Annotated in this window: 17 protein-coding genes and 1 other annotated feature; of the genes, 11 read left to right on the top strand and 6 right to left on the bottom strand. The window is 44.6% G+C overall.

The window, feature by feature from the left end; all coding sequences use genetic code 11:
• Positions 1–275: 275 nt before the first annotated feature.
• Together AACU59_RS14290 and gltB are read right to left on the bottom strand one after the other, a co-directional pair.
• Entirely contained in the window at positions 276–1,745 is a 1,470-nt protein-coding gene (locus AACU59_RS14290) for a glutamate synthase subunit beta (RefSeq protein WP_094145889.1), read from the bottom strand.
• Positions 1,746–6,293 carry a glutamate synthase large subunit gene (gene gltB / locus AACU59_RS14285; protein ID WP_094145890.1) on the bottom strand — a complete coding sequence of 1,516 codons (4,548 nt, stop codon included), beginning with the start codon at positions 6,291–6,293 and terminating at the stop codon, positions 1,746–1,748.
• A gap of 538 nt (positions 6,294–6,831) precedes the next feature.
• On the opposite strand from gltB, the gene AACU59_RS14280 reads away from it, so the two are divergent.
• The 3 genes from AACU59_RS14280 to AACU59_RS14270 all read left to right on the top strand — a co-directional run bounded on the left by AACU59_RS14280 (position 6,832) and on the right by AACU59_RS14270 (position 10,657).
• A complete protein-coding gene (locus AACU59_RS14280; protein WP_094144430.1) occupies positions 6,832–7,767 on the top strand; it encodes a TIGR01212 family radical SAM protein in 936 nt (311 codons plus the stop codon).
• 99 nt (positions 7,768–7,866) lie between these two features.
• Positions 7,867–10,206, top strand: coding sequence for an aerobic respiration two-component sensor histidine kinase ArcB (gene arcB, locus AACU59_RS14275; RefSeq protein WP_094125214.1), 2,340 nt, complete (start codon positions 7,867–7,869; stop codon positions 10,204–10,206).
• A 4-nt stretch (positions 10,207–10,210) separates the two neighbouring features.
• Positions 10,211–10,657 carry a hypothetical protein gene (locus AACU59_RS14270; protein ID WP_013856107.1) on the top strand — a complete coding sequence of 149 codons (447 nt, stop codon included), beginning with the start codon at positions 10,211–10,213 and terminating at the stop codon, positions 10,655–10,657.
• Between the two features lie 92 nt (positions 10,658–10,749).
• Here the strand turns inward: AACU59_RS14270 and arcA are convergent, their stop codons facing one another.
• Positions 10,750–11,466: a two-component system response regulator ArcA gene (gene arcA / locus AACU59_RS14265; protein WP_013856108.1), complete on the bottom strand. Its 717-nt coding sequence runs from the start codon at positions 11,464–11,466 to the stop codon at positions 10,750–10,752.
• A gap of 697 nt (positions 11,467–12,163) precedes the next feature.
• Between arcA and AACU59_RS14260 the strand changes: the two genes are divergently transcribed.
• Positions 12,164–12,649, top strand: coding sequence for a putative 4-hydroxy-4-methyl-2-oxoglutarate aldolase (locus AACU59_RS14260; protein ID WP_010318275.1), 486 nt, complete (start codon positions 12,164–12,166; stop codon positions 12,647–12,649).
• Here the strand turns inward: AACU59_RS14260 and AACU59_RS14255 are convergent.
• The gene (locus AACU59_RS14255) at positions 12,646–13,110 is read right to left on the bottom strand and encodes a hypothetical protein (RefSeq protein WP_050934236.1); all 465 of its coding nucleotides are present in this window, start codon (positions 13,108–13,110) and stop codon (positions 12,646–12,648) included. The two genes, AACU59_RS14260 and AACU59_RS14255, sit on opposite strands and share 4 nt — an antisense overlap.
• 281 nt (positions 13,111–13,391) lie before the next feature.
• Here AACU59_RS14255 and thrL point away from each other — a divergent pair, with 281 nt between their 5' ends.
• From thrL to thrC, 4 genes are all read left to right on the top strand, one after another.
• Positions 13,392–13,469, top strand: coding sequence for a thr operon leader peptide (thrL, locus tag AACU59_RS14250; protein ID WP_100208354.1), 78 nt, complete (start codon positions 13,392–13,394; stop codon positions 13,467–13,469).
• Positions 13,407–13,524, top strand: a sequence feature (Thr leader region). (Overlaps the previous gene by 63 nt.)
• A gap of 29 nt (positions 13,525–13,553) precedes the next feature.
• Complete coding sequence (gene thrA / locus AACU59_RS14245) at positions 13,554–16,013, top strand: bifunctional aspartate kinase/homoserine dehydrogenase I (RefSeq protein WP_094123269.1); 2,460 nt, start codon at positions 13,554–13,556, stop codon at positions 16,011–16,013.
• A gap of 18 nt (positions 16,014–16,031) precedes the next feature.
• The gene (thrB, locus tag AACU59_RS14240) at positions 16,032–16,988 is read left to right on the top strand and encodes a homoserine kinase (protein WP_094144607.1); all 957 of its coding nucleotides are present in this window, start codon (positions 16,032–16,034) and stop codon (positions 16,986–16,988) included.
• Complete coding sequence (gene thrC, locus AACU59_RS14235) at positions 16,985–18,268, top strand: threonine synthase (RefSeq protein ID WP_094144606.1); 1,284 nt, start codon at positions 16,985–16,987, stop codon at positions 18,266–18,268. Before thrB ends, thrC begins: the two co-directional genes overlap by 4 nt.
• 109 nt (positions 18,269–18,377) lie before the next feature.
• On the opposite strand, the gene grcA is transcribed toward thrC, so the two are convergent.
• Positions 18,378–18,755 (bottom strand): autonomous glycyl radical cofactor GrcA, encoded by a 378-nt coding sequence (grcA, locus tag AACU59_RS14230; RefSeq protein WP_026027385.1) that lies wholly within the window; start codon positions 18,753–18,755, stop codon positions 18,378–18,380.
• Between the two features lie 298 nt (positions 18,756–19,053).
• Here grcA and nfo point away from each other — a divergent pair, with 298 nt between their 5' ends.
• From nfo to AACU59_RS14215, 3 genes are all read left to right on the top strand, one after another.
• Complete coding sequence (gene nfo, locus AACU59_RS14225) at positions 19,054–19,971, top strand: deoxyribonuclease IV (protein WP_094124644.1); 918 nt, start codon at positions 19,054–19,056, stop codon at positions 19,969–19,971.
• Between the two features lie 271 nt (positions 19,972–20,242).
• Positions 20,243–20,923, top strand: a complete 681-nt coding sequence (gene ung, locus AACU59_RS14220; RefSeq protein ID WP_026027958.1) for a uracil-DNA glycosylase — start codon at positions 20,243–20,245, stop codon at positions 20,921–20,923.
• A gap of 87 nt (positions 20,924–21,010) precedes the next feature.
• On the top strand, positions 21,011–21,562 hold the full coding sequence (locus AACU59_RS14215) for a hemerythrin domain-containing protein (protein ID WP_013856117.1): 552 nt from the start codon (positions 21,011–21,013) through the stop codon (positions 21,560–21,562).
• Positions 21,563–21,613: 51 nt separating this feature from the next.
• Here the strand turns inward: AACU59_RS14215 and AACU59_RS14210 are convergent, their stop codons facing one another.
• Positions 21,614–21,793, bottom strand: a complete 180-nt coding sequence (locus AACU59_RS14210; protein ID WP_010318284.1) for a DUF3545 family protein — start codon at positions 21,791–21,793, stop codon at positions 21,614–21,616.
• Positions 21,794–22,143: the final 350 nt, after the last annotated feature.

The following is a 22,143-nucleotide window of genomic DNA, read 5'->3' as shown; positions in this document are numbered from 1 at the left end:
CTTCACAACCTATAGCTTATGGTGCAAAAGGTCAAGTTGTTGGTTAAAAATCATGTTGCAATGGGATTTACCACCTAATCTTCTAAATAAATTGAATACATTCAATAGGATAGTTTTTCTGATGTCACAGTTTTGTAACATGAAAATCTCATCAAATAAGAATCAGCCATAAAAAAGGCCAGCATCAAATGCTGGCCAAAAAGTATAACGTTGGAAGGTATCATCGCTGCTCAGCGCTCTGGATCACTTTTAACCAGTGAAAAGAGCGCGAGGTATTAGGCTGAAAGCATCAATGAGTCGGCTTTCGCTTCTAAGTTGGTATTGCCCATTAAATAAGCGTCGATCTCGCGTGCGCACTCGCGCCCTTCATTGATACAACGTACGACCAACGATTGTCCTGTGCGCATATCACCTGCAGCGAAAACACCTTTTTGGTTGGTCGCAAAACCTTGTGTTGCCACATTGCCACGCTCATCCAACTTGATATCAAGCTGAGCAAGTACCCCATGTGGTTCTGGATGTAAAAAGCCCATAGCAAGGAAAGCCATATCACAAGCAATAATACGTTCACTGCCCGCGACTTCATCAAAGTTCGGGCGCTCACCCGGTTTTGCATCTTGCCAAACGATATCAGCAACACGTAGCCCTGTGACTTGACCTTGCTCGTTGCCGAGGAACTCTTTGGTCAGAATATTCCAATGACGTTCGCAGCCCTCTTCGTGGGAGGTTGAGGTGCGCAAAATCATTGGATATTGCGGCCAAGGCATATTGGCTGGGCGTTTATTGGCTGGGATCGGCATGATTTCAACTTGCGTGATGCTTGCGGCGCCGTGTCGGTTTGAGGTTCCGACACAGTCAGAACCAGTATCACCACCACCAATTACCACCACATGTTTGCCCTTAGCGTGGATCTCATCAGTTTTAAGATCCATGTTATTCGCGCGGCGGTTATTTTGTGCCAGAAACTCCATCGCAAAATGAACCCCTTTTAACTCGCGCCCCGGAATCGGCAGGTTACGAGGCACGGTAGAGCCACCAGTAAGCAAGATGACATCAAACTCTTGACGCAGTTGCTGTGCGTTGATATCAACACCGATATGTGCGTTTACTTCAAACTTGACGCCCGCTTCTGCCATCAAATTGATTTTGCGATCAATAACGTCCATACCCAGTTTGAAATCCGGAATGCCAAAACGCAGCAGGCCGCCGACTTTTTCATCACGTTCAAACACAGTAACTGAGTGACCCGCGCTGTTCAACTGCTCAGCTGCGGCCAAACCTGCCGGGCCAGATCCAATGATAGCGATGGTTTTTCCAGTACGAGAACGCGGCTTTTTCGCTTTGGCATAGCCTTCGCGATAAGCCGTTTCCACGATGGTTTTTTCGATATTACAGATGGTAATGGGATCTTGGTTGATCCCGAGTACGCACGAACTTTCGCAAGGTGCAGGGCACACGCGACCAGTAAACTCGGGGAAGTTATTGGTTGAGCTTAAGATCTTCCAAGCTTCTTCCCAACTATCACGATAAACGGCATCGTTAAATTCAGGAATAATGTTACCGATAGGGCAACCGTTATGGCAAAACGGTACTCCGCAGTCCATGCAACGAGACGCTTGAGTATTAATTTTGCTACCAAACTCTTCGTTGAGGACAAACTCTTTGTTGTTTTGAATGCGAACCATTGGATCGAGCTTTTTTGGCAGCTCGCGGCCATGTTCTAAAAATCCAGTAGGCTTACCCATTTATACGGCCTCCACTTCTTCCGTTTGTACTTGCGCAGCTGCAGCCTTGCGTTTTTGAAGAACCGCTTTGTAGTCACGCGGCATCACTTTTACCATTTGGGTAAGGTTTGCTTCAAAATTATCAAGGAATAACTGAGCCACTTCACTTCCTGTGAACTGAACATGCTTGTTGAGCATCTCACGTAGCAGATCGGTATCTTCTTGTTGCAGTGGGTCGAGATCAACCAATTCAGCGTTAAGCTTAGTTTCGAAGTCTCCATGTCGATTCCACACGTAGGCTACACCGCCGCTCATACCAGCCGCAAAGTTACGTCCTGTCGAACCGAGGATCACTGCGACTCCACCTGTCATGTATTCACAGCCGTGATCGCCGATACCTTCTACGACCACTTTAGCTCCTGAGTTACGCACGCAGAAACGTTCTCCAGCAAGGCCGCGAATATAGGATTCACCAGAAGTTGCGCCATAGAAACAGACGTTACCCACCACGATATTATCTTGCGCAATGATGGTTGAGCGCGTGTCAGGGTAGAGCACTAACGTACCGCCAGATAAACCTTTGCCCCAATAATCGTTGGCATCACCTTCCACTTCAAACGTTACACCTTTAGCAAGGAATGCACCGAATGATTGTCCTGCGGAGCCGTTGAATTTAACTTTCATTGGCTGAGGTAGACCTTGGTCTTTGTATACCTTCGATATTTCGTTCGACAGCATAGTACCCGTGCTACGGTCAGTGTTGACGATAGGGAAGACTGCGTTAACCGCTTCGCCTTTTTCAAGCGCGGGGTTGGCTATTTGAATTAGCTGACGATCTAGTACGTTTTCTAGATGATGATTTTGTTTGGTTTGGCAATAAACACCATCTTCTGCACGAGGCTCTTGAATGTACAACACTGGTGACAAATCGAGGTTTTTGTATTTCCAGTGGTTGATGTTGTCACGCACTTTCAGTTTATGCGATTGGCCAACCATTTCATCGATAGTACGGAAACCCAGTTCAGCCATGATTTCACGTAAGCCTTGCGCCATGTATTGGAAGAAGGTGACGACATCGTCTACGCGGCCATCAAAGCGCTCACGCAAGGTTTTGTTTTGTGTCGCAATCCCTACTGGGCAGGTGTTTTTATGACACTTACGCATCATGATACACCCTTCAACCACTAGCGCAGCGGTGGCAATTCCCCACTCTTCCGCGCCTAACAATGTCGCCATTGCAAGGTCACGTGGTGTTTTCATCTGACCGTCACTTTGCACCACAATGCGATTACGCAGGCCATTTTTAAGCAAGGTTTGGTGCGTTTCAGCAAGGCCGAGCTCCCAAGGTAAGCCTGTGTGACGAATCGAAGACATCGGTGATGCACCCGTGCCGCCATCATAGCCAGCAATTAACACCACATCCGCTTTGGCTTTAGCCACACCGGAGGCGATAGTACCAACTCCGGCTTCGGAAACTAATTTCACGTTGACGCGGCCGGTACGGTTCGCGTTTTTCAAATCAAAGATCAGCTGCGCCAAATCTTCGATCGAATAGATATCGTGATGCGGTGGTGGTGAAATAAGACCGACTCCCGGAGTCGAGTGGCGTGTCGCACCGATCCAATCATCAACTTTATCACCCGGCAGTTGCCCACCTTCACCTGGTTTCGCGCCTTGAGCCATTTTGATCTGTAGTTCATCGGCATTGGTGAGGTAGTAGGAGGTCACGCCAAAACGACCAGAAGCAACCTGTTTAATTGCAGAGCGTTCCCAATCGCCATTTTCTTTGCGTTCAAAGCGTGCTGGATCTTCACCGCCTTCACCCGAGTTGGATTTCGCGCCAATACGGTTCATCGCCACGGCTAACGTTGAGTGTGCTTCGTAGGAGATGGAACCAAACGACATGGCACCGGTTGCGAAGCGTTTTAAAATACGTTCAATCGGCTCCACTTCCTCAATGGGAATCGAACCGGCTGGATTTTTAACAAAATCAAGCTGGCTACGCAGCGTGGCAGCGTTGTCGCCTTGGTCATCTACCGCTTTCGCGTATTGCTTGAACTGCACATAATCTTTGTTGCGTGTTGATTGTTGCAGCAACGAAATCGTCTCTGGGTTAAACAGGTGTTTTTCGCCACGCTGTTTCCATTGATAAACGCCGCCCACATCCAACACTTGCACTGGAACTTCGCGAGTCGGGTAGCCCACGCGATGGCGAACTAACACCTCTTTTGCGATGTCATCAATAGTCAAACCTTGGATGCGCGATACAGTGCCAGTGAAGTACTTATCTACCACTGATTTGCTGATGCCCAAGGCTTCAAAAATTTGCGCACCGTGGTAAGACTGCAGTGTGGAAATGCCCATTTTGGAGAAGATCTTCAGCAGCCCGCCGTTGATGCCTTTGCGGTAATTGTCAAACAGATCTTTTGCTGCAATGGTCGGGTCGAGTTTTTTGACTCGTTGTAAATCGATAATGGTTTCAATGACTAAATACGGGTTAATCGCATTTGCGCCATAGCCAATCAATGTCGCAAAGTGGTGCGTTTCACGCGCGTCGCCGGTTTCTACCACTATGTCACATTTAGCTCGTAAGCCTTTGCGGATCAGGTGGTGATGAACTGCACCGACAGCGAGCATTGCAGGGATCGCCGCATGGTTTGAGTTTACCGCGCGGTCAGTCAATAAAATAATCGAGTAACCATCGATAACCGCATCTTCTGCATATTGGCAAATGCGTTTCAGCGCGCGTTCCAATTTGCCTTGATCTTCACTGGCTTGAAATACGATATCTAAGGTTTTCGCTTGCAGATGTTCGTTATCAATAGCGCGCAGTTTCTCAAGCTCAGAGTTGGAAAGAACCGGAGATTCCAATTCGACTTTTAAGCAGTGCAGGGGGGTCTCTGTCAGTAAGTTCTGATCTTTACCGAGGTAAGTATTGAGCGACATCACCATTCTTTCACGGATCGGGTCGATCGGTGGGTTGGTGACCTGAGCAAACAGTTGCTTAAAGTAGTTGGAGAGATGCTGTGATTGATGCGAAAGCACTGCTAGAGGCCAGTCTGCACCCATAGCCGAAAGCGGTTCATAACCGGTTTTTGCCAAAGGAAGAATGATTTCATTCACCTCTTCTGAGCTGACGCCAAACGACTGTTGGCGTGACATTAGACGCTCAGGAGCAGGTTGGCTGTACTGGTTGCTCGCTTCAGGCAGTTTTTTCAAGCTGAGGAGGTTCTCTTCAACCCATTTGGCGTAGGGCTGCGCATTCGCAATGCTGTCTTTCACTTCCTCATCAGAAATGATGCGTCCTTGCTCTAAATCAGCGACAAAGATACGTCCGGGCTGTAAACGGCCACGGTATTCCACGTTCTCTGGTGCAATTTCAACCACGCCAGATTCAGAAGCCATGATCAGAAAATCATCTTTAGTCACGGTATAACGTGATGGGCGCAGGCCGTTACGGTCCAGTGTTGCGCCAACTTGTACACCATCAGTAAAACATACTGATGCTGGGCCATCCCACGGTTCCATGACGTTAGCATGGTATTGGTAAAATGCGCGGCGGGTTGGATCCATATTTTTATTTTCTTGCCACGCTTCAGGGATCATCATCATCAGGGCGTGTGGCAGGCTGCGGCCAGACAGAACCAGTAACTCTAATGCCATATCGAAGTTGGCGGAATCTGAACTGCCTTCTTGGCAAATTGGCAGCAGCATGTCGATTTCAGCTTGTGTAAACAAATCTGATTCGAGGATCGCTTCGCGCGCTTTCATCCAGTTTAAATTGCCGCGAACTGTGTTGATTTCGCCGTTGTGCGCAATGTAACGGAAAGGTTGAGCTAAGCGCCATTTAGGGAATGTATTGGTCGAAAAACGAGAATGCACCAGTGCCAGCGCGGTCACCATGGTCGGATTTTGTAGATCAAGGAAGTACTGTGGTACTTGCTCTGTAGTGAGCTGACCTTTATACACCAAGGTTTTGTAAGACATGGAGTTGATGTAAAAATCATCACCAATGTTAGATACACTTTCTAAGCATACGCGGACGGTGTAATTACGCAGAACGTACAATTTACGCTCTAATTCTGCGGGGGTGGTACTTGGGCCACCGGAGATGAAAACGTGCTCAAATTGAGGCTCAGTGCTAAGTGGGTCTGCGCCAATCATGGAGTTATCGGTTGGCAAAACGCGATAACCCAGTACTTCTAAATCGAGTCTCTTGGCGTTGCGTTCTAAAATATCACGACACTGGGCGCGTTTGTGCTCATCTCTTGGAAACAGCACCACGCCGACGCCGTACTTTTCAAACGAAGGCAGTTTTAAGCCAAGTTTAACGGTCTCTTCAAGTAAAAACTCATGGGGTTTTTGTAATAAGATACCTGCGCCATCACCAGAACATGGGTCACAGCCTTGGCCACCACGGTGTTCCATACGAGCAAGCATGTCTAAAGCTTGAGTCACAACTTGGTGAGACTTACGGTTTTTCAGGTGGGCAACAAAACCGATACCACAAGCGTCATGCTCCAATTCAGGAGTATATAGACCTCGTGAATCCTGCTCTCTATCTACCATAGATACATCCTTCCAGTTCAATTTAGACGCACGTGTGCTAAGGCATACTTAGCGATGCGACTTGTCCTTTAATTGTTATCAATCTAAACCTGCCTGTGTTGGCGGGTTCGAATCCTTTCCGTCTCTCGCCGGAAAAATATGGCGAGAAAAACATTCCTTAGTGATATTCAATTTATTTATGCCACTTGCTAGTGGTTTGTATAGGAGGGGTGCGAATATCACCGATTTTTCCACAACTATTTATGTAAGGAATATCACAAAAAATAGGGCGGATGTGTAAGTATCCTACAATTTTGTTTATAGGAATTCCAACGAAAACTCATTTTAGTCGCCCATTTTTTTCGTTAAAAATGCATGTACCGTTTAACATTGGTGCAACATTAAGCAAATAACGCTGTTTTTATGAATGTTTATTGATTTTTGTTAGGTTGGAGAGTGTTTGATACGGCTACTCTTTGTGAATTTATTTTGCAGGGATGTAATTTAGTTACATAAATCTAACTGAGATTCATTACTATCTATAAGCGGTATTTCTTCAATGCAATTACATCAACTGGTTAACACGATCGGCCAAGATCTGCAGCGCCGTTATGGCGAAAAAGTTCACAAGCTGACCCTGCATGGTGGTTTTAGCTGTCCGAATCGAGATGGCACGATTGGGCGAGGTGGTTGCACCTTCTGTAATGTCGCTTCTTTTGCTGATGAAGAAACACAAGCCCAAAGTATTGAGCAGCAATTGACAGAACGCGCTGGTGAAATCAAACGTGCCAAAAAATATCTCGCGTATTTTCAAGCTTATACCAGTACCTATTCGGAAGTGCAGGTGTTGAAAAATATGTATCAGCAAGCGCTTCAATCGGCTGACATTGTTGGGTTATGCGTTGGCACTCGGCCTGATTGTGTACCCGATGCTGTGCTCGATTTATTGGCCGATTATGTGCGACAAGGTTTTGAAATTTGGCTCGAACTGGGTTTGCAAACCGCCAATAATCAAACACTCAAACGGATCAACCGTGGTCATGATTTTGAATGTTATGCGTTGATCACTGAGCGTGCTCGAGCCTTGGGGATCAAAGTATGCACGCATCTCATTGTGGGGCTACCTAAAGAAACGCGTACCGATAATCTTCAAACCTTAAAGCAAGTCTTAACGGTAGGCACTGATGGTATCAAGTTACATGGGTTGCATATTGTTGAAGGCAGTACGATGGCCAAAGCGTGGCGAGCAGGAAAATTACAAGCGCCAACGTTAGAAGAGTATGTTTCCATTGCGAGTGAATTGATTCAAATGACGCCGCCTGAGATCATTTATCACCGAGTCTCGTCAGCCGCCCGGCGGCCGACACTGCTTGCGCCACTGTGGTGTGAAAATCGTTGGCTTGCGATGACCGAAATAGGCCGAGCACTTAATCAAGGTGGCGCGCAAGGCTCACGCTTAAGTCGAGCGTTTGTCTATACGCTTCCAAACAGCTAAAGATTCAAGCAATTTCGCAAATCCTTGTGATTAACTTGGCTGACGAATCGACGTTAAACGCGTTAGACTAGTGGCACTGTTATTACATGGAAGTGTTTAATGAAACCCATGAAAAACCTTGCCCAGTACTATGTCGACCTATTGGTCAAACTGGGCATTCTTCGTTTCTCCATTCTTCTTGCGCTCGCTTTAGTGGCCTTGGCAGTGGTGGTGCAAGTTGGTATCACGTTGGTGCTCAATGGTTATGTTGATGATATCGACATCGTTCGTTCTGTCTTTTTTGGTTTATTGATCACGCCTTGGGCGGTCTATTTTCTTTCAGTGGTGGTCGATCAGTTAGAAGAGTCACGTCAACGCCTCTCGAAGTTGGTTTCTAAGCTCAAAGACATGCGCTCACGCGATCAAGAGCTCAATTATAAGCTTCAGCAAAATATCGAAAAACTCAACCAAGAAATTGAAGAGCGAATTAAGGCAGAGGAAGCGCGTGAAGAGGCGATGGCCGATTTAGAAAATGAGGTCTATCAACGCGAAAAAACGCAGCTTGAATTGGCAGAAAGAACCGCCTTATTGCGCTCTTTTATCGATGCCTCTCCTGATCTGATTTACTACCGTAATGCGAACGGCGTTTTTTCTGGCTGCAACCGAGCGATGGAAGAGCTAACGGGCAAGCGTGAGCATCAGTTGGTTGGGTTAACTCCGTGGGATGTCTATAGCAAAGAAGTCGCGCAACAGATCGTTGAAACTGACGAAAAAGTGTTTGCTGACAATCAAGCCATCACTTATGAGCAGTGGCTTGAATACCCTGATGGTCGCAAAAACTATTTTGAACTGCGCAAAGTCCCTTTTTATAGCAAAGATGGCCGCCACTTAGGGTTGGTGGGCTTTGGGCGAGACATTACCGAACGTAAACGCAATCAAGAGTCTTTGGAAAAAGCGAGCCGGGATAAAACCACTTTTATTTCGACCATCAGCCACGAATTGCGCACACCACTCAACGGTATCGTTGGTTTGAGCCGCATGTTGCTCGATAGCCCCATGACCCCAGAACAGCGTAAGTACATGCAGACCATTAATGTCAGTGCCATTACGTTAGGTAATATCTTCAACGATATCATTGATATGGATAAGTTTGACCGCCGGAAACTAGAACTACTGCCAGCGCCGTTGAATTTTGAAGAATTTGTTGCTGAAATTGAAAGCATCTCGGCGTTGATGGCAGAGCAAAAAGGGCTTAGGTTTGATCTCGAACGGCTCAGTGATTTACCTGTTGCGATTGAAGTGGATGCTACGCGCCTGCGTCAGGTATTGTGGAACCTGATAAGTAATGCGATGAAATTTACCAAAGAAGGTGGCGTCGTCATGACGGTCTGCGCTGATATTGAGGATAAGTTTGCGCACATTACCATGGAAGTTGAAGACACAGGCATTGGTATACCAGAGGCTGAACTCGATAAAATCTTCGCCATGTATTACCAAGTTAAATCGGGTAAGGACAATTTGCACGCTGTTGGCACGGGGATTGGCTTAGCGGTATCTCGCCAGTTAATCAACTTAATGGATGGTGATATTTCTGTGAGCAGTGAAGAAGGTTTTGGTAGCACCTTCACCGTTTCAATTCGTGTGCCTTTGGCACAAGATGCCCAATTCAAACCAACGTTACCCGTTCCTCAAAAAAGTTTAGCCATTTTTATGGTTGAAGATATTGAGCTCAATATTACAGTTGCTCGTTCTTTGCTAGAAAGTTTAGGACACACGGTTACCGTCGCTATGACAGGTGAAGAAGCCAAACAAAAATTTGTGCCGCAAGAGTACGATCTGGTTTTCCTCGACATTCAACTGCCAGACATGACCGGGTTTGATGTCGCTGCGTTTTATCGAGAAACTTATGATAACCTTCCGCCACTTGTTGCATTGACCGCCAACGTATTGAAAAATAAAGCTGAATATCTAGAGAAAGGGATGGATGACGCGATCAGTAAACCATTGTCAGTACTGGCGATTCAAGAGGTGATTGCAAAATTCACCCATAGTGAGGCGACTCAACTTGCCGACGCTAAGGTTAAGGCTGCCTCAGTAGAACACAGTGAGTTGAACACGCATTTGCTCGATCTTGAAATGCTTGAGTCTTATATCGATATTGTTGGCCCGAAACCTGTACTGGAAAGTATCCAAATGTTCGAGCAGATGATGCCCAGTTACGTTGAAGTGCTAGATTCCAATATGGTAGCAAAAGATCAAGCAGGCATTGTTTCAGAAGCACACAAAATCAAGGGTGCTGCGGGTTCAATTGGTTTGAAACACATTCAAAACGTTGCACAAAAGGCACAGTCGCCAGAGCTACCTGCTTGGTGGGAAAATATTGGTGACTGGATAGATGAAATTAAAAATGGGTATCAACACGATATTCAAGTCTTGAAACAATGGTTAACTCAAAGGTAATGGTATGAAAAAAATCGGGTTGGCTTCATTAGTCATGGCACTACTATCTGGCTGTAGTTCACCGCAAGTGAATTGGCTGCAGGACAGCAGTGCCGTGATATCAAATATCACCATTGGGTTGAAAAGTAACCTTTGGATCAATCAAATGCCTACAGCTAATGAGAGCGAAATACCTCTTGTGCATGGGACATTAAGATTGGATTCGTCGGCAATATTACCTGCCAATTTAACGATTGACGCGTTGATGGTCCAGCAAAGGGATAAAAATTGGCTGGTGGGCAGTGAATCGTTAGATTTACGGACTCAAAGTGAAGATCAATGGGAAGTGGTGTTTGAATGGCCGATGCAGCTTAATGTGGATAAGCCCGTTAATGTAGCTTTGCAATTGAGCGATGGTACAACAGCGCAGTGGCTTATCGAAAAGAGCGTCTTCATCGACAAAGTCTATTAGATTTATAGAACGGCTCCACGCGCAGTAGTCAGCCATGAAAAAAGCCCTTTAACCTGAGGTTAAAGGGCTTCTAACTATCTGGGGGTAGACGTTTAGTCTTCTAGATCACCACAGAAGCGGTAGCCTTCGCCATGAATTGTGGCGATGATCTCTGGCGTACCTGAGACTGATTCAAAGTGTTTACGGATACGACGAATCGTCACATCTACGGTTCTGTCGTGTGGTTTCAATTCACGGCCAGTCATCTTTTTAAGCAAATCTGCGCGAGTTTGGATTTTTCCTGGGTTCTCACAGAAGTGCAGTAAAGCGCGGAATTCTGAGCGAGGAAGCTTGTAGCCTTCACCATCCGGATTCACTAAAGAACGGCTATTGATATCCAATACCCAACCGTTGAACTCATATTTTTCCACACTGCGTTTTTCTTCTTGAGTCGTATTGGTATTCATTGAACGACCTAGAAGATTACGAGCACGAATCGTCAGTTCACGTGGGTTAAATGGTTTGGTGATGTAGTCATCAGCCCCGATCTCTAAACCGAGGATTTTATCAACTTCATTATCACGACCAGTCAAAAACATCAGTGCAACATTAGCCTGTTCACGAAGCTCACGAGCTAACAGAAGGCCGTTTTTACCTGGTAAATTGATGTCCATAATGACCAAGTTAATGGGGTTATCAGACAGCACATGGTGCATCTCTTCACCGTTACTGGCCTCAAAAACAGCGTATCCCTCTGCTTCAAAAATACTCTTAAGAGTGTTACGAGTTACTTGCTCATCTTCAACGATAAGAATCTGCGGGGTTTGCATTGGCGGTACCTAAACTTGTGAAAAAATTGTGCTAATAGAATTAATTGTAGGCAAAAAATTGCAACATACAGGTAATCTGCTGCCGATAATAAACTAAAGTTTTGAAAAAAACACTTACTTCAGTTGCCCGCCGTCCTTAGGCATATCTTGCATTGAGGTCTCCATACCCTCGGTGTTCTACTAGTCTTTAAGGCGGATTCTATAATGTTAACAGCATGCTAACAACGGCAGAATGTTAATTCCAATCACTTTGTTGATTTACATCAAGAGTTCTAATGTAACAAATATTAATCGTCTTAAGCAGTTGTAAATTTACACCACATTACCCATGCAAATAGCATGCTTTTTGGGGATTTTCGCTGGGGATGGTAGCATTAGGCGTAATGGGCTTTACCTCACATAGAAATTTACCAGCAAAGAACTTGTTAACTCGATACTTGTCAAAAAATGGGAATTGCGTAAAAAATCAACGTTTACAGCGGGGGATATCGCACTATTATGGATGTCACCAATATGAATATTAAGTCTTTTAAATGCAGTTGGCCGCCAAGTTATGCTCATTCTCAGCGGATTTTTCTTTACATCGTTTGTATGAATAGGTGAGTAAAGTATCTGGCATTATGGTTCATTGAGCTGTGGTTTTACAGCGCGTCTAATGTGCCAGATGAAAATAATAAACAATAATCAAGGAAGAAGGATGATAGATATCACACCAGATATTTGCGATAAATTTGAATCGCAAATTAATATATTGGATTTGCCTTTGCAAACTTTTGGTTTAAGGAGTGCTTTTTGGGGGCAAATTGTCACCGTGCGTTGCTATCACGATAACTCTAAAGTTCGTGACGTATTAAGCCAAAATGGTAAAGGTAAAGTTTTAGTCGTCGATGGTAACGGTTCGTGTCAAAGAGCGTTATTGGGTGATCAACTGGCGATCATGGCGATTGAAAACGGTTGGGAAGGGGTCATTATTTATGGAGCGATACGCGATGTTGCTGCCTTATCGCAAATGGATTTAGGCGTGAAAGCGTTAGCGAGTTGCCCACTTAAGACCGATAAGAGAGGTGCAGGCGAAATTAATGTGACGCTGACTATCCTCAACCAGATGATTCAGCCGGGTGACTATGTTTATGCCGATTGGAATGGTGTTTTAACGTCAACTCAAGCGCTAGACTGGCACTAGAATCTGAAACCCACCCCAAATTGAACGCCTTGTTGCCACTCTTGATAATCAAGGGTGGCATGTAAATCAACGTTTTCTGACAGTTGAAGTCGGCTAGATAGCTCCGCCGCCATAGCATCAGCACTGCTCGTATCATTCGGATTACTGGCGGCTGAACGCAAGGTGCTTTTTAGTGATAATTTGGGGGTTAGCTGGTAGCTGAGGCCACTTAAAAAACCACTTTCGGATCCGTAGTCGGAATTATTTATCCTCGCTCCAATGTACAGATCTAAATTGTCAAAAAGGTTATAAGAATAACCGCCATCAATAGTCCAACTATCAAATTGTTGACCATCACTTTCGCTTGAAAGAAATAAGCGATGTGGAGATTGGCTCTGTGAAGAAGGAAGTGCAGGTAAGGTATTGGCCATGCTAGATAAAGAAACAAGCAGAAATAAACATAGTGCAACTTTTAGTTTCATCTACCTCTCCTTATTCTTGTTTTGAGTTATTGCGTCCACTGCGGTAACAACAATTAAAGCACAAATTTCACACGATGACAGCGTTATGTATATAGCATTTTGTTATTTGCTTATGTGTAAAATGGTTGCACTTGATATGCAATGAGATTCTTATTTGTGTAATGGTTTTAAATTTGATTAATTCGGAATGACTATAAAAAATAGCAGATTTTCGTTGACTAATGATGACGAAGTAAGGTAAACGTAAAGGCAATTAAACACACGAGTATTTAAATTTTTCTATGTTACAGCGCAGCCTAGTAGTAATGACAACCACCATTATTATTACCGACATGACACATGTTGGGGCGGGCCGCTGAGCGAAAAGTTTTTACAAAAAAGGCCTGTATCCCACCAGATACAGGCCTTTTTTTATACCAATTTGAACTGTTTTGGAGGAAGGGATGCGAGTATTAAAGTTTGGAGGTTCATCGTTAGCCGATGCTGATCGTTTTTTAAGGGCGGCAGATATCATCGTTAACAATGTACAGCAAGAAGAAGTCGCCGTTGTGCTCTCTGCACCGGGAAAAACCACCAATAAATTAGTGGCCGTTATTGAGAGTGCTTTGCGTAATGGCGAAGCAGAACGCCAAATAGCGGAGCTTGAATTCTCATTTTTCGATCTACTCGCTGGCATCAAAGCACAATTACCTAATGTGGATTCGGCCGCTTTTGACAATCAAGTAAAAACGTCACTGTCTCAGCTGCGTCAATTTGTACACGGCATTAATTTACTCGGTATGTGCCCAGACAACGTCAATGCGCGCATTATTAGTAAAGGTGAGCGAGTCTCTATCCAACTGATGAAAGCGGTACTTGAAGCAAAAGGACAAGCGGCTGCATTGATTGACCCAGTACAATATCTTTTTGCTAAAGGTGAGTATCTTGAGGCAATGGTCGATGTTGAGATCTCCACGCAAAATTTCAAGCAAAATCCACTTCCGCAAGCACATGTTAACATTATGCCGGGTTTCACGGCTGGTAATGAAAAGGGTGAATTGGTCTGTCTAGGCCGTAATGGCTCGGATTATTCTGCGGCTGTGCTTGCGGCATGTTTACGTGCAGATTGTTGTGAGATTTGGACCGATGTCGATGGCGTTTATAACTGTGACCCACGTTTGGTTGCGGATGCTCGTTTATTAAAATCACTCAGCTACCAAGAAGCGATGGAGCTTTCGTATTTTGGCGCGTCAGTGTTACATCCCAAAACTATTGCACCGATTGCACAATTTCATATTCCGTGTCTTATCAAAAACAGTTTTAACCCTCAAGGCGCAGGCACGCTGATTGGTCAAGATACTGGTGAAGATAAGCTGGCTATTAAAGGTATTACTACACTCAATAATTTGACTATGGTCAACGTCTCCGGCCCTGGCATGAAAGGCATGGTCGGAATGGCTAGCCGTGTGTTTGGCGCGATGTCTGCCGCAGGCGTTTCTATTGTGCTGATTACACAATCCTCTTCAGAATACAGCATCAGTTTCTGTATTGAGGCGCAAGATAAAGCCCTTGCCAAAAGCGCATTATCGGAAGCGTTTGAACTGGAATTAAAAGATGGCCTACTTGAGCCTGTCGAGTTTATGGATGACGTTGCGATTGTCACTCTGGTTGGTGATGGCATGCGCACTTCGCGCGGAGTGGCTTCTCAATTTTTCTCATCGCTGGCTGAAGTTCACGTCAATATTGTTGCCATTGCACAAGGCTCTTCCGAGCGAGCTATTTCGGCGGTGATTCCAGAAGATAAAATTTCAGAAGCGATCAAGGCTTGTCATGAAAATCTCTTCAATTCTAAGCATTTCTTGGATGTGTTTGTGGTCGGTGTTGGCGGTGTCGGAGGCGAATTAGTTGACCAAATTCATCGTCAGCAAGCCAAACTAGCTGATAAAGGAATTGTGATTCGAGTGTGTGGCCTTGCAAATAGTAAGGCACTATTGCTGGATAGCGAAGGCTTGCCGCTGGAGCATTGGCGCGATCGAATGCATAGCGCGAGTGAAGAATTTAGCCTCGCAAGGCTTATCTCTCTAGTGCAGCGTAACCATATCATTAACCCTGTCTTAGTTGATTGTACTTCCAGTGAAGTGATTGCCAACCAGTACGCCGAATTTTTGGCTGCGGGTTTTCATGTTGTGACGCCTAATAAAAAAGCCAATACCGCAAGCATGGCCTACTATCACCAGCTGCGTGAAGTGGCGCGCAACTCGCGCCGTAAACTGATGTACGAAACGACGGTTGGTGCTGGTTTACCTGTGATTGAAAACTTGCAAAATCTCATTGCCGCTGGTGATGAGTTGGAAAAATTCAGCGGTATTTTATCTGGCTCTCTTTCGTTTATTTTCGGCAAACTGGATGAAGGTATGACTCTTAGTCAAGCTACGCAGCTAGCTAAAGAGAAAGGTTTTACTGAGCCTGATCCTCGTGATGATCTGTCGGGAATGGATGTGGCTCGTAAGCTGTTAATTTTAGCTCGTGAGGCGGGAATGCCTTTAGAACTGGATGACGTAAAAGTCGATCTTGCTTTGCCGCCGGGTTTCGATATTTCGGGTACAGTTGAAGAATTTATGGCGCGCTTGCCACAGGCTGATGCTTATTTCCAAGAGTTATCCACTAAGGCCGCAGCCGAAGGTAAGGTATTACGTTATGTGGGTGAAATATCAGAAGGCCAATGCAAGGTGAAAATTGCAGTGGTCGATGAAAATGACCCCATGTTTAAAGTCAAAGATGGTGAGAATGCACTGGCGTTTTATAGCCGTTATTATCAACCGATTCCATTGGTGTTGCGTGGTTATGGGGCGGGTACAGAAGTAACAGCAGCAGGGGTGTTCTCTGATGTGATGCGTACCTTAGGTTGGAAGTTAGGGGTTTAATTGATGAGTTCAAGTGACATGAGTGTGGTGGTGTATGCCCCAGCTTCAATTGGTAATGTGAGCGTTGGGTTTGATGTTTTAGGGGCGGCCGTGTCGCCAATTGATGGCAGTTTATTGGGGGATCGCGTTGAAGTTAAAGCGGGCAGCGAACCTTTTGTACTCGAAACTGTAGGTCGCTTTGTCGACAAGTTGCCTGAAGATCCAAAGCAGAATATTGTTTACGATTGCTGGCTTGTTTTTACCAGAGAGCTTGAAAAAAAGAGCATTGTAGTAAAGCCGTTGCAAATGACGTTAGAAAAAAATATGCCGATTGGTTCTGGTTTAGGTTCCAGTGCTTGTTCAATTGTTGCAGCTTTAGATGCGTTGAACCAGTTTCACGGTAACCCACTTAATCAGACTGAGCTTTTAGCGCTGATGGGCGAAATGGAAGGTAAAATTTCAGGCGGTATACATTATGATAACGTTGCCCCCTGCTACTTAGGCGGCGTGCAATTGATACTTGAAGAGCTAGGCATCATCAGCCAAGAAGTGCCTTGTTTTGACGATTGGTATTGGGTAATGGCGTATCCTGGGATTAAAGTTTCCACAGCCGAAGCGCGAGCGATCTTACCTTCACAATATCGTCGACAGGACATCATTGCGCATGGACGTCATCTCGCAGGTTTCATTCATGCTTGTCACTCAGGTCAGCCTGAGCTAGCGGCTAAACTGATCAAAGACGTGATTGCTGAACCGTATCGTGAGAAACTTCTGCCCGGCTTTTCGGATGCGCGTAAATACGCTGCATCAGCCGGAGCGCTCACCACTGGCATTTCCGGCAGTGGCCCAACACTGTTCAGTATTTGCAAAGAAAAAGAGATTGCCGAGCGAGTTGCTCGTTGGCTTGAACAACATTATGTACAAAATGAAGAAGGATTCGTCCATATTTGTCGCTTAGACAAAAATGGCTCGACCGTTACAGGAAGTGCTCTATGAAGCTTTACAACATAAAAGAAAATGATGAACAAGTCTCTTTTGGCCAAGCCGTACGCCAAGGATTAGGACGCAATCAAGGGCTATTTTTCCCAGCAGAGTTGCCTCAGTTTGAAGATATTGACGCGTTACTAGCCGAAGATTTTATCTCTCGTAGTACAAAAATTCTCAGCGCCTTAATTGGTGATGAATTACCAGCAGAGCAAGTGAATGCGATGGTTGATGCGGCTTTTCAGTTTCCAGCACCGATTAAGCAAGTGAAAGACGGCATTTATGCTCTAGAGCTTTTCCACGGTCCAACGCTGGCATTTAAAGATTTTGGTGGTCGCTTTATGGCGCAGTCACTGGCCGCCGTTTCAAATGGTGGACAGATCACCATTTTAACCGCGACTTCTGGTGATACTGGCGCTGCGGTGGCTCATGCCTTTTATGGAATGCCCGACATCAAGGTCGTGATACTTTACCCTAAAGGTAAGATCAGCCCGTTACAGGAAAAACTCTTCTGCACTCTGGGCAACAATATTCACACTGTAGCGATAAATGGTGACTTTGATGCTTGCCAAGCGTTAGTTAAGCATGCTTTTGATGACGCCAAGCTTCGCCAAGAGATCGGTTTAAACTCTGCAAATTCAATCAATATCAGTCGTTTAATGGCACAAATTTGCTACTACTTTGAGGCCGCATCACAATTAAGCAAAGCGCAGCGTGAAAACTTAGTCATCTCCGTACCGAGTGGCAACTTTGGCAACCTAACCGCTGGTCTATTGGCAAAAGCATTGGGCTTACCTATCAAGCGTTTTATCGCGGCAACCAATGCCAATGATACCGTTCCTCGTTACTTAGAAACGGGTCAATGGGATCCAAAACCCACGATCGCGACCACATCGAATGCGATGGATGTGAGTCAGCCGAACAACTGGCCGCGCATCGAAGAGCTTTGTCGCTTAAAGGGCTGGGGGCTAGATACCTTAGGTAAAGGTGCGGTATCTGATGCACAAAGTGCGGATTCAGTTCGTGAACTTTACACGCAAGGTTATTTGTGTGAACCGCATGGTGCCATTGCATATCGAGTTTTGGATGAGCAGTTACAAGCGGGAGAAACGGGGCTATTTTTGTGTACTGCGCACCCTGCCAAATTTAAAGAAGTCGTTGACGATGTGCTAGGCACTGACATTGAATTACCAGCCCCTCTTGCAAAACATGCAGTGATGACGTTGCTTTCTGAAGAGTTAGACAATGATTTTGACGCTCTAAAAACGGTGTTAAGACGCGTTCAGCCTTAAAGAGATCCTGATTTCATCTTATTGAAGTCAGGATGATATTCCTCTAACGATAAAAATGGCGCTCATTGAGCGCCATTTTTGGATATGAATATTCTCATCAACGCTATGATTATAGCGTCTCAGTGAAAGTACGTGCGATAACGTCACGTTGCTGTTCTTGAGTCAATGAGTTGAAACGAACAGCGTAACCAGAAACACGAATCGTCAGTTGCGGATACTTCTCAGGGTGTGCAACGGCATCTTCAAGAGTTTCACGCTTAAGAACGTTCACATTTAGGTGCTGACCGCCTTCGATGCGAGGTGCTGTTTCAATCGCAACTTCACGGCTTTCATACTCACCAAGGTCGCTGACCGCGATAACTTGATCTGCTTGGTAGCCTGCGTTAGCGGCAACGCAACGTGCTTCATTCTTTTCGTTATCGAGTAACCAGATAGAATTTAGTAGGTTGTCGTTTGCTGCTTTTGTAATTTGAATGCCTTGAATCATCACTATCTCCTAGTCCACTTAAGTGGCGTTATTGGTGTTTATTTTCTAACTTTGTTGAGTTGGTTATTATATAGCTAATATCCTTAAAAATAATATTGATTTAGGTCAAAAAACAACGATATACATTGATAATGTGGGGTTTATTTTATTGATTTAAATCAATAAAGCATTTAAAAACAATGAGTTCTATTTTTTTTTAATACATAAAATATTTTTTATGTATTGTTTTGTTGTAATTTTACTACATTTTTAGCGCGTGTTTGACCTAAGTAACAGAAAATCAGACAATTGAAGTCCAATGTTGAAAGTACAAAGTGATTTAATGACAAATAGAATTCAGGGCCGTGGAATGAAATTTATTGGTGCTCATGTATCGGCCTCTGGCGGCGTTGACCAAGCCCCATTGAGAGCGAGAGAAATTGGAGCAAATGCATTTGCTTTATTCACTAAAAACCAGCGCCAGTGGGTTGCTAAACCGCTTGAAGAGGCAACCATTCGCGCTTTTAAGGCCAACTGCCACATGCTTGGTTTTAAAAGTGAACACATTTTGCCGCATGATTCATACCTTATTAATCTGGGCGCGCCAGAAGCCGATAAGCTTGCTAAGTCACGCGAAGCTTTTATTGATGAAATGCAACGTTGCCAGCAACTGGGGCTAACGCTTCTGAATTTTCATCCGGGTAGTCACCTTAAACAAGTCTCAGAAAGTGAATGTCTTGCGACAATTGCAGAATCGATAAACCTTGCACATCAAGCCGTGCCTGAGGTCGTTGCTGTGATTGAAAACACCGCAGGGCAGGGGACGAATCTAGGCTGGCGTTTCGAACATTTAGCCGAAATTATCCAGCAAGTTGAGGATAAATCGCGAGTAGGTGTGTGCCTTGACACGTGTCATACTTTTACTGCAGGTTATGATTTGCGCACAGTTGAGGCGTGCGAGGCAACCTTCTCAGAGTTTGATAGCGTGGTTGGAATGCACTACTTACGTGCAATGCACATCAACGACTCAAAGGCAAAGTTTGCCAGCCGTGTTGACCGCCATCATTCTCTAGGGGAAGGCGAAATTGGTTGGCCATGCTTTGAATTTATTGCCAAAGATTCAAGGTTTGATGGTATCCCATTGATTTTAGAAACAATCGATCCAGACATTTGGGCCCAAGAAATTCAAACATTAAGAGATCTACACGCACAATCGGTAGATTCAGTAGCATCTTAAATAAGTTGGCATCTTTCTTTCATAAAGACAAAGGCATAGCCGCGTCAAAATGAAGGAGGATGTCACTATGTTTCATATGATCTCACGTTCACCATCAATAGCTCGACCACCAGTCCGATTGCCTATACCTAACCGACATGTGAATGGTCAAGGGCATACTCGAACGCCACAAAAATCACATTAACTGGCAAAAGCTCTGTGACATTGACTCATGCAGTGGTGGCTTTTTATGGTTACAATGCTGTAATTAGTTAATTTGCAGAGCGTTGTTATGACTCAATCATTGACTTGGCACGATGTTATCGGCCATGAAAAACAGCAGGAGTATTTTCAACAGACGATAGCGTTTGTTGAAAAGGAAAGGCTGGCGGGGAAAGTGATTTATCCACCTGCTGCTGACGTGTTTAATGCGTTTCGTTTTACCGAATTTGGCGATGTTAAGGTTGTGATTTTAGGGCAAGATCCTTATCACGGGCCAAATCAGGCTCATGGGTTATGTTTTTCGGTGTTACCCGGCGTTAAAACCCCACCTTCACTGGTGAATATCTACAAAGAGCTGGTGCAAGATATCCCCGGTTTTGTTACTCCTCAGCACGGTTACCTAAAAAGTTGGGCCGAGCAAGGGGTGCTATTGCTCAATACCGTATTGACCGTTGAACAAGGTATGGCGCATTCGCACGCTAATACTGGTTGGGAAACCTTTACCGACCGGGTGATTGAGGCGGTAAATCAGCAGCGTGAAGGTGTTGTCTTCCTGTTGTGGGGGTCACATGCGCAGAAGAAAGGCAGCATGATTGATCGCAGTAAACATCATGTATTAGTAGCACCGCATCCTTCTCCTCTTTCTGCGCATCGAGGCTTTTTGGGCTGTAAACATTTTTCAAAGACTAATCAATTGCTTATTGAGCAGGGAAAAGCGCCTGTGAATTGGCAACCCGTATTGGATAAGTGATTAATTGATGTTTTTTCGAGCAGGGTCAAAACAAGCACGCTGAAGCTTTTATACACTTATCTAAAATAAGTGTAATGGAGAAGCACAATGATGATTGAAAGGATCCGTAGAGAACACGGGTATATGGCGCGTTTGCTTGCCATTTTGCGAGATAAACAACGGCAATTGAGTAATGAACAAAGTATCAACTACTCTTTAGTGAGAGAGATTATTGACTACTTGGCGACGCATTCAGAGTCAGTACACCACCCCAAAGAAGATATTCTCTATCACTATTATATTGATCATTATGGTCAACATAATGATATTCAAAATTTAGCGAGAGAACATATAGAACTTTCTGAGAAAACTCATGCTTTTCTAGAGATTGTCGATATGATTTTGCAAGATGCAGTTGTACCACAGCACGTGTTCATCGAGCAGCTTGATGCATTTATTTCTTCCCAGAAGCGTCATCTGGAGTTAGAAGAACAATCGGTTTTACCCTTGATCAGCCGCACCTTTAATGTGACTGATTGGCAAGCGGTGGAGGCGAGCTGGCAACAATCCGAAGATGATCCAGTATTTGGTGAGACAATTGCGGAGCAGTACCAACAATTAGCTCACCGAGTTCGACAAACCGCACAAGAGTGCCAGTAATCTCTGCTGATTCAGTTAAACAAAAAAGGCACTGTTGAAGTGCCTTTTTACTCAGAGTTTTATTTGATCAGCCTCGAAGCAGACATCCATCTCCATCAATTCTCTTTGTAACCGTTTTTGATCCTGAATCGCTTCAATTTCTCGCCACATTCTTTTGACTGGTTTAGTGCGACTAGAGCGGAGTTTTGTGATTTCCATTTCCAACATTTCGTCAAATTGCAAGCTTTCCATAAGCAACCTCTTGTTGTTGTTATTACGCCATGTCGTGCTCTCTAGATAGCACAGTTTTCGCTAGCCTAGCTATGATTTGTTTCTCATTTGTTTCCTTTTGATGAACCTTTTATTGGATTTTGACCAGAATTTCACAGTTTCAGAGGGATTCTTTAGTACAAAAAGGGAGCGGTTAAGCGACGCAAACGATTTTATTTGCATTTTTAAATGTTAAATAAATGTTGTTTTGAAAATTTACAATTGCCTGGTTGGTTGTTTTATGACCATTCAATAAAAAATTATCATAAATTTATGCAAGATTTAGTGGTGAAACTGATTAGCCCTTTATTCTCAAGGGGTGAGATTAAGTG

It is taken from the genome of Vibrio sp. V23_P3S9T160 (assembly GCF_963886625.1).
In the GTDB taxonomy this organism is placed as follows: Bacteria; Pseudomonadota; Gammaproteobacteria; order Enterobacterales; family Vibrionaceae; genus Vibrio; species Vibrio anguillarum.
Note: the sequence above shows the minus strand (reverse complement) of the source record. Positions and strands in the feature narration are given on the sequence as shown.

Bases quoted from the DNA above. Each gene is read 5' to 3' on its own strand.
- AACU59_RS14280 (WP_094144430.1), top strand. From the start codon at position 6,832: ATGCAATTACATCAACTGGTTAACACGATCGGCCAAGATCTGCAGCGC.
- AACU59_RS14215 (WP_013856117.1), top strand. From the start codon at position 21,011: ATGATGATTGAAAGGATCCGTAGAGAACACGGGTATATGGCGCGTTTG.
- AACU59_RS14260 (WP_010318275.1), top strand. From the start codon at position 12,164: ATGATAGATATCACACCAGATATTTGCGATAAATTTGAATCGCAAATT.
- AACU59_RS14290 (WP_094145889.1), bottom strand. From the start codon at position 1,745: ATGGGTAAGCCTACTGGATTTTTAGAACATGGCCGCGAGCTGCCAAAA.
- grcA (WP_026027385.1), bottom strand. From the start codon at position 18,755: ATGATTCAAGGCATTCAAATTACAAAAGCAGCAAACGACAACCTACTA.
- thrC (WP_094144606.1), top strand. From the start codon at position 16,985: ATGAAGCTTTACAACATAAAAGAAAATGATGAACAAGTCTCTTTTGGC.
- arcA (WP_013856108.1), bottom strand. From the start codon at position 11,466: ATGCAAACCCCGCAGATTCTTATCGTTGAAGATGAGCAAGTAACTCGT.
- ung (WP_026027958.1), top strand. From the start codon at position 20,243: ATGACTCAATCATTGACTTGGCACGATGTTATCGGCCATGAAAAACAG.
- AACU59_RS14255 (WP_050934236.1), bottom strand. From the start codon at position 13,110: ATGAAACTAAAAGTTGCACTATGTTTATTTCTGCTTGTTTCTTTATCT.
- thrA (WP_094123269.1), top strand. From the start codon at position 13,554: ATGCGAGTATTAAAGTTTGGAGGTTCATCGTTAGCCGATGCTGATCGT.
- AACU59_RS14270 (WP_013856107.1), top strand. From the start codon at position 10,211: ATGAAAAAAATCGGGTTGGCTTCATTAGTCATGGCACTACTATCTGGC.
- thrB (WP_094144607.1), top strand. From the start codon at position 16,032: ATGAGTGTGGTGGTGTATGCCCCAGCTTCAATTGGTAATGTGAGCGTT.
- gltB (WP_094145890.1), bottom strand. From the start codon at position 6,293: ATGGTAGATAGAGAGCAGGATTCACGAGGTCTATATACTCCTGAATTG.
- nfo (WP_094124644.1), top strand. From the start codon at position 19,054: ATGTTGAAAGTACAAAGTGATTTAATGACAAATAGAATTCAGGGCCGT.
- arcB (WP_094125214.1), top strand. From the start codon at position 7,867: ATGAAACCCATGAAAAACCTTGCCCAGTACTATGTCGACCTATTGGTC.
- AACU59_RS14210 (WP_010318284.1), bottom strand. From the start codon at position 21,793: ATGGAAAGCTTGCAATTTGACGAAATGTTGGAAATGGAAATCACAAAA.
- thrL (WP_100208354.1), top strand. From the start codon at position 13,392: ATGTTACAGCGCAGCCTAGTAGTAATGACAACCACCATTATTATTACC.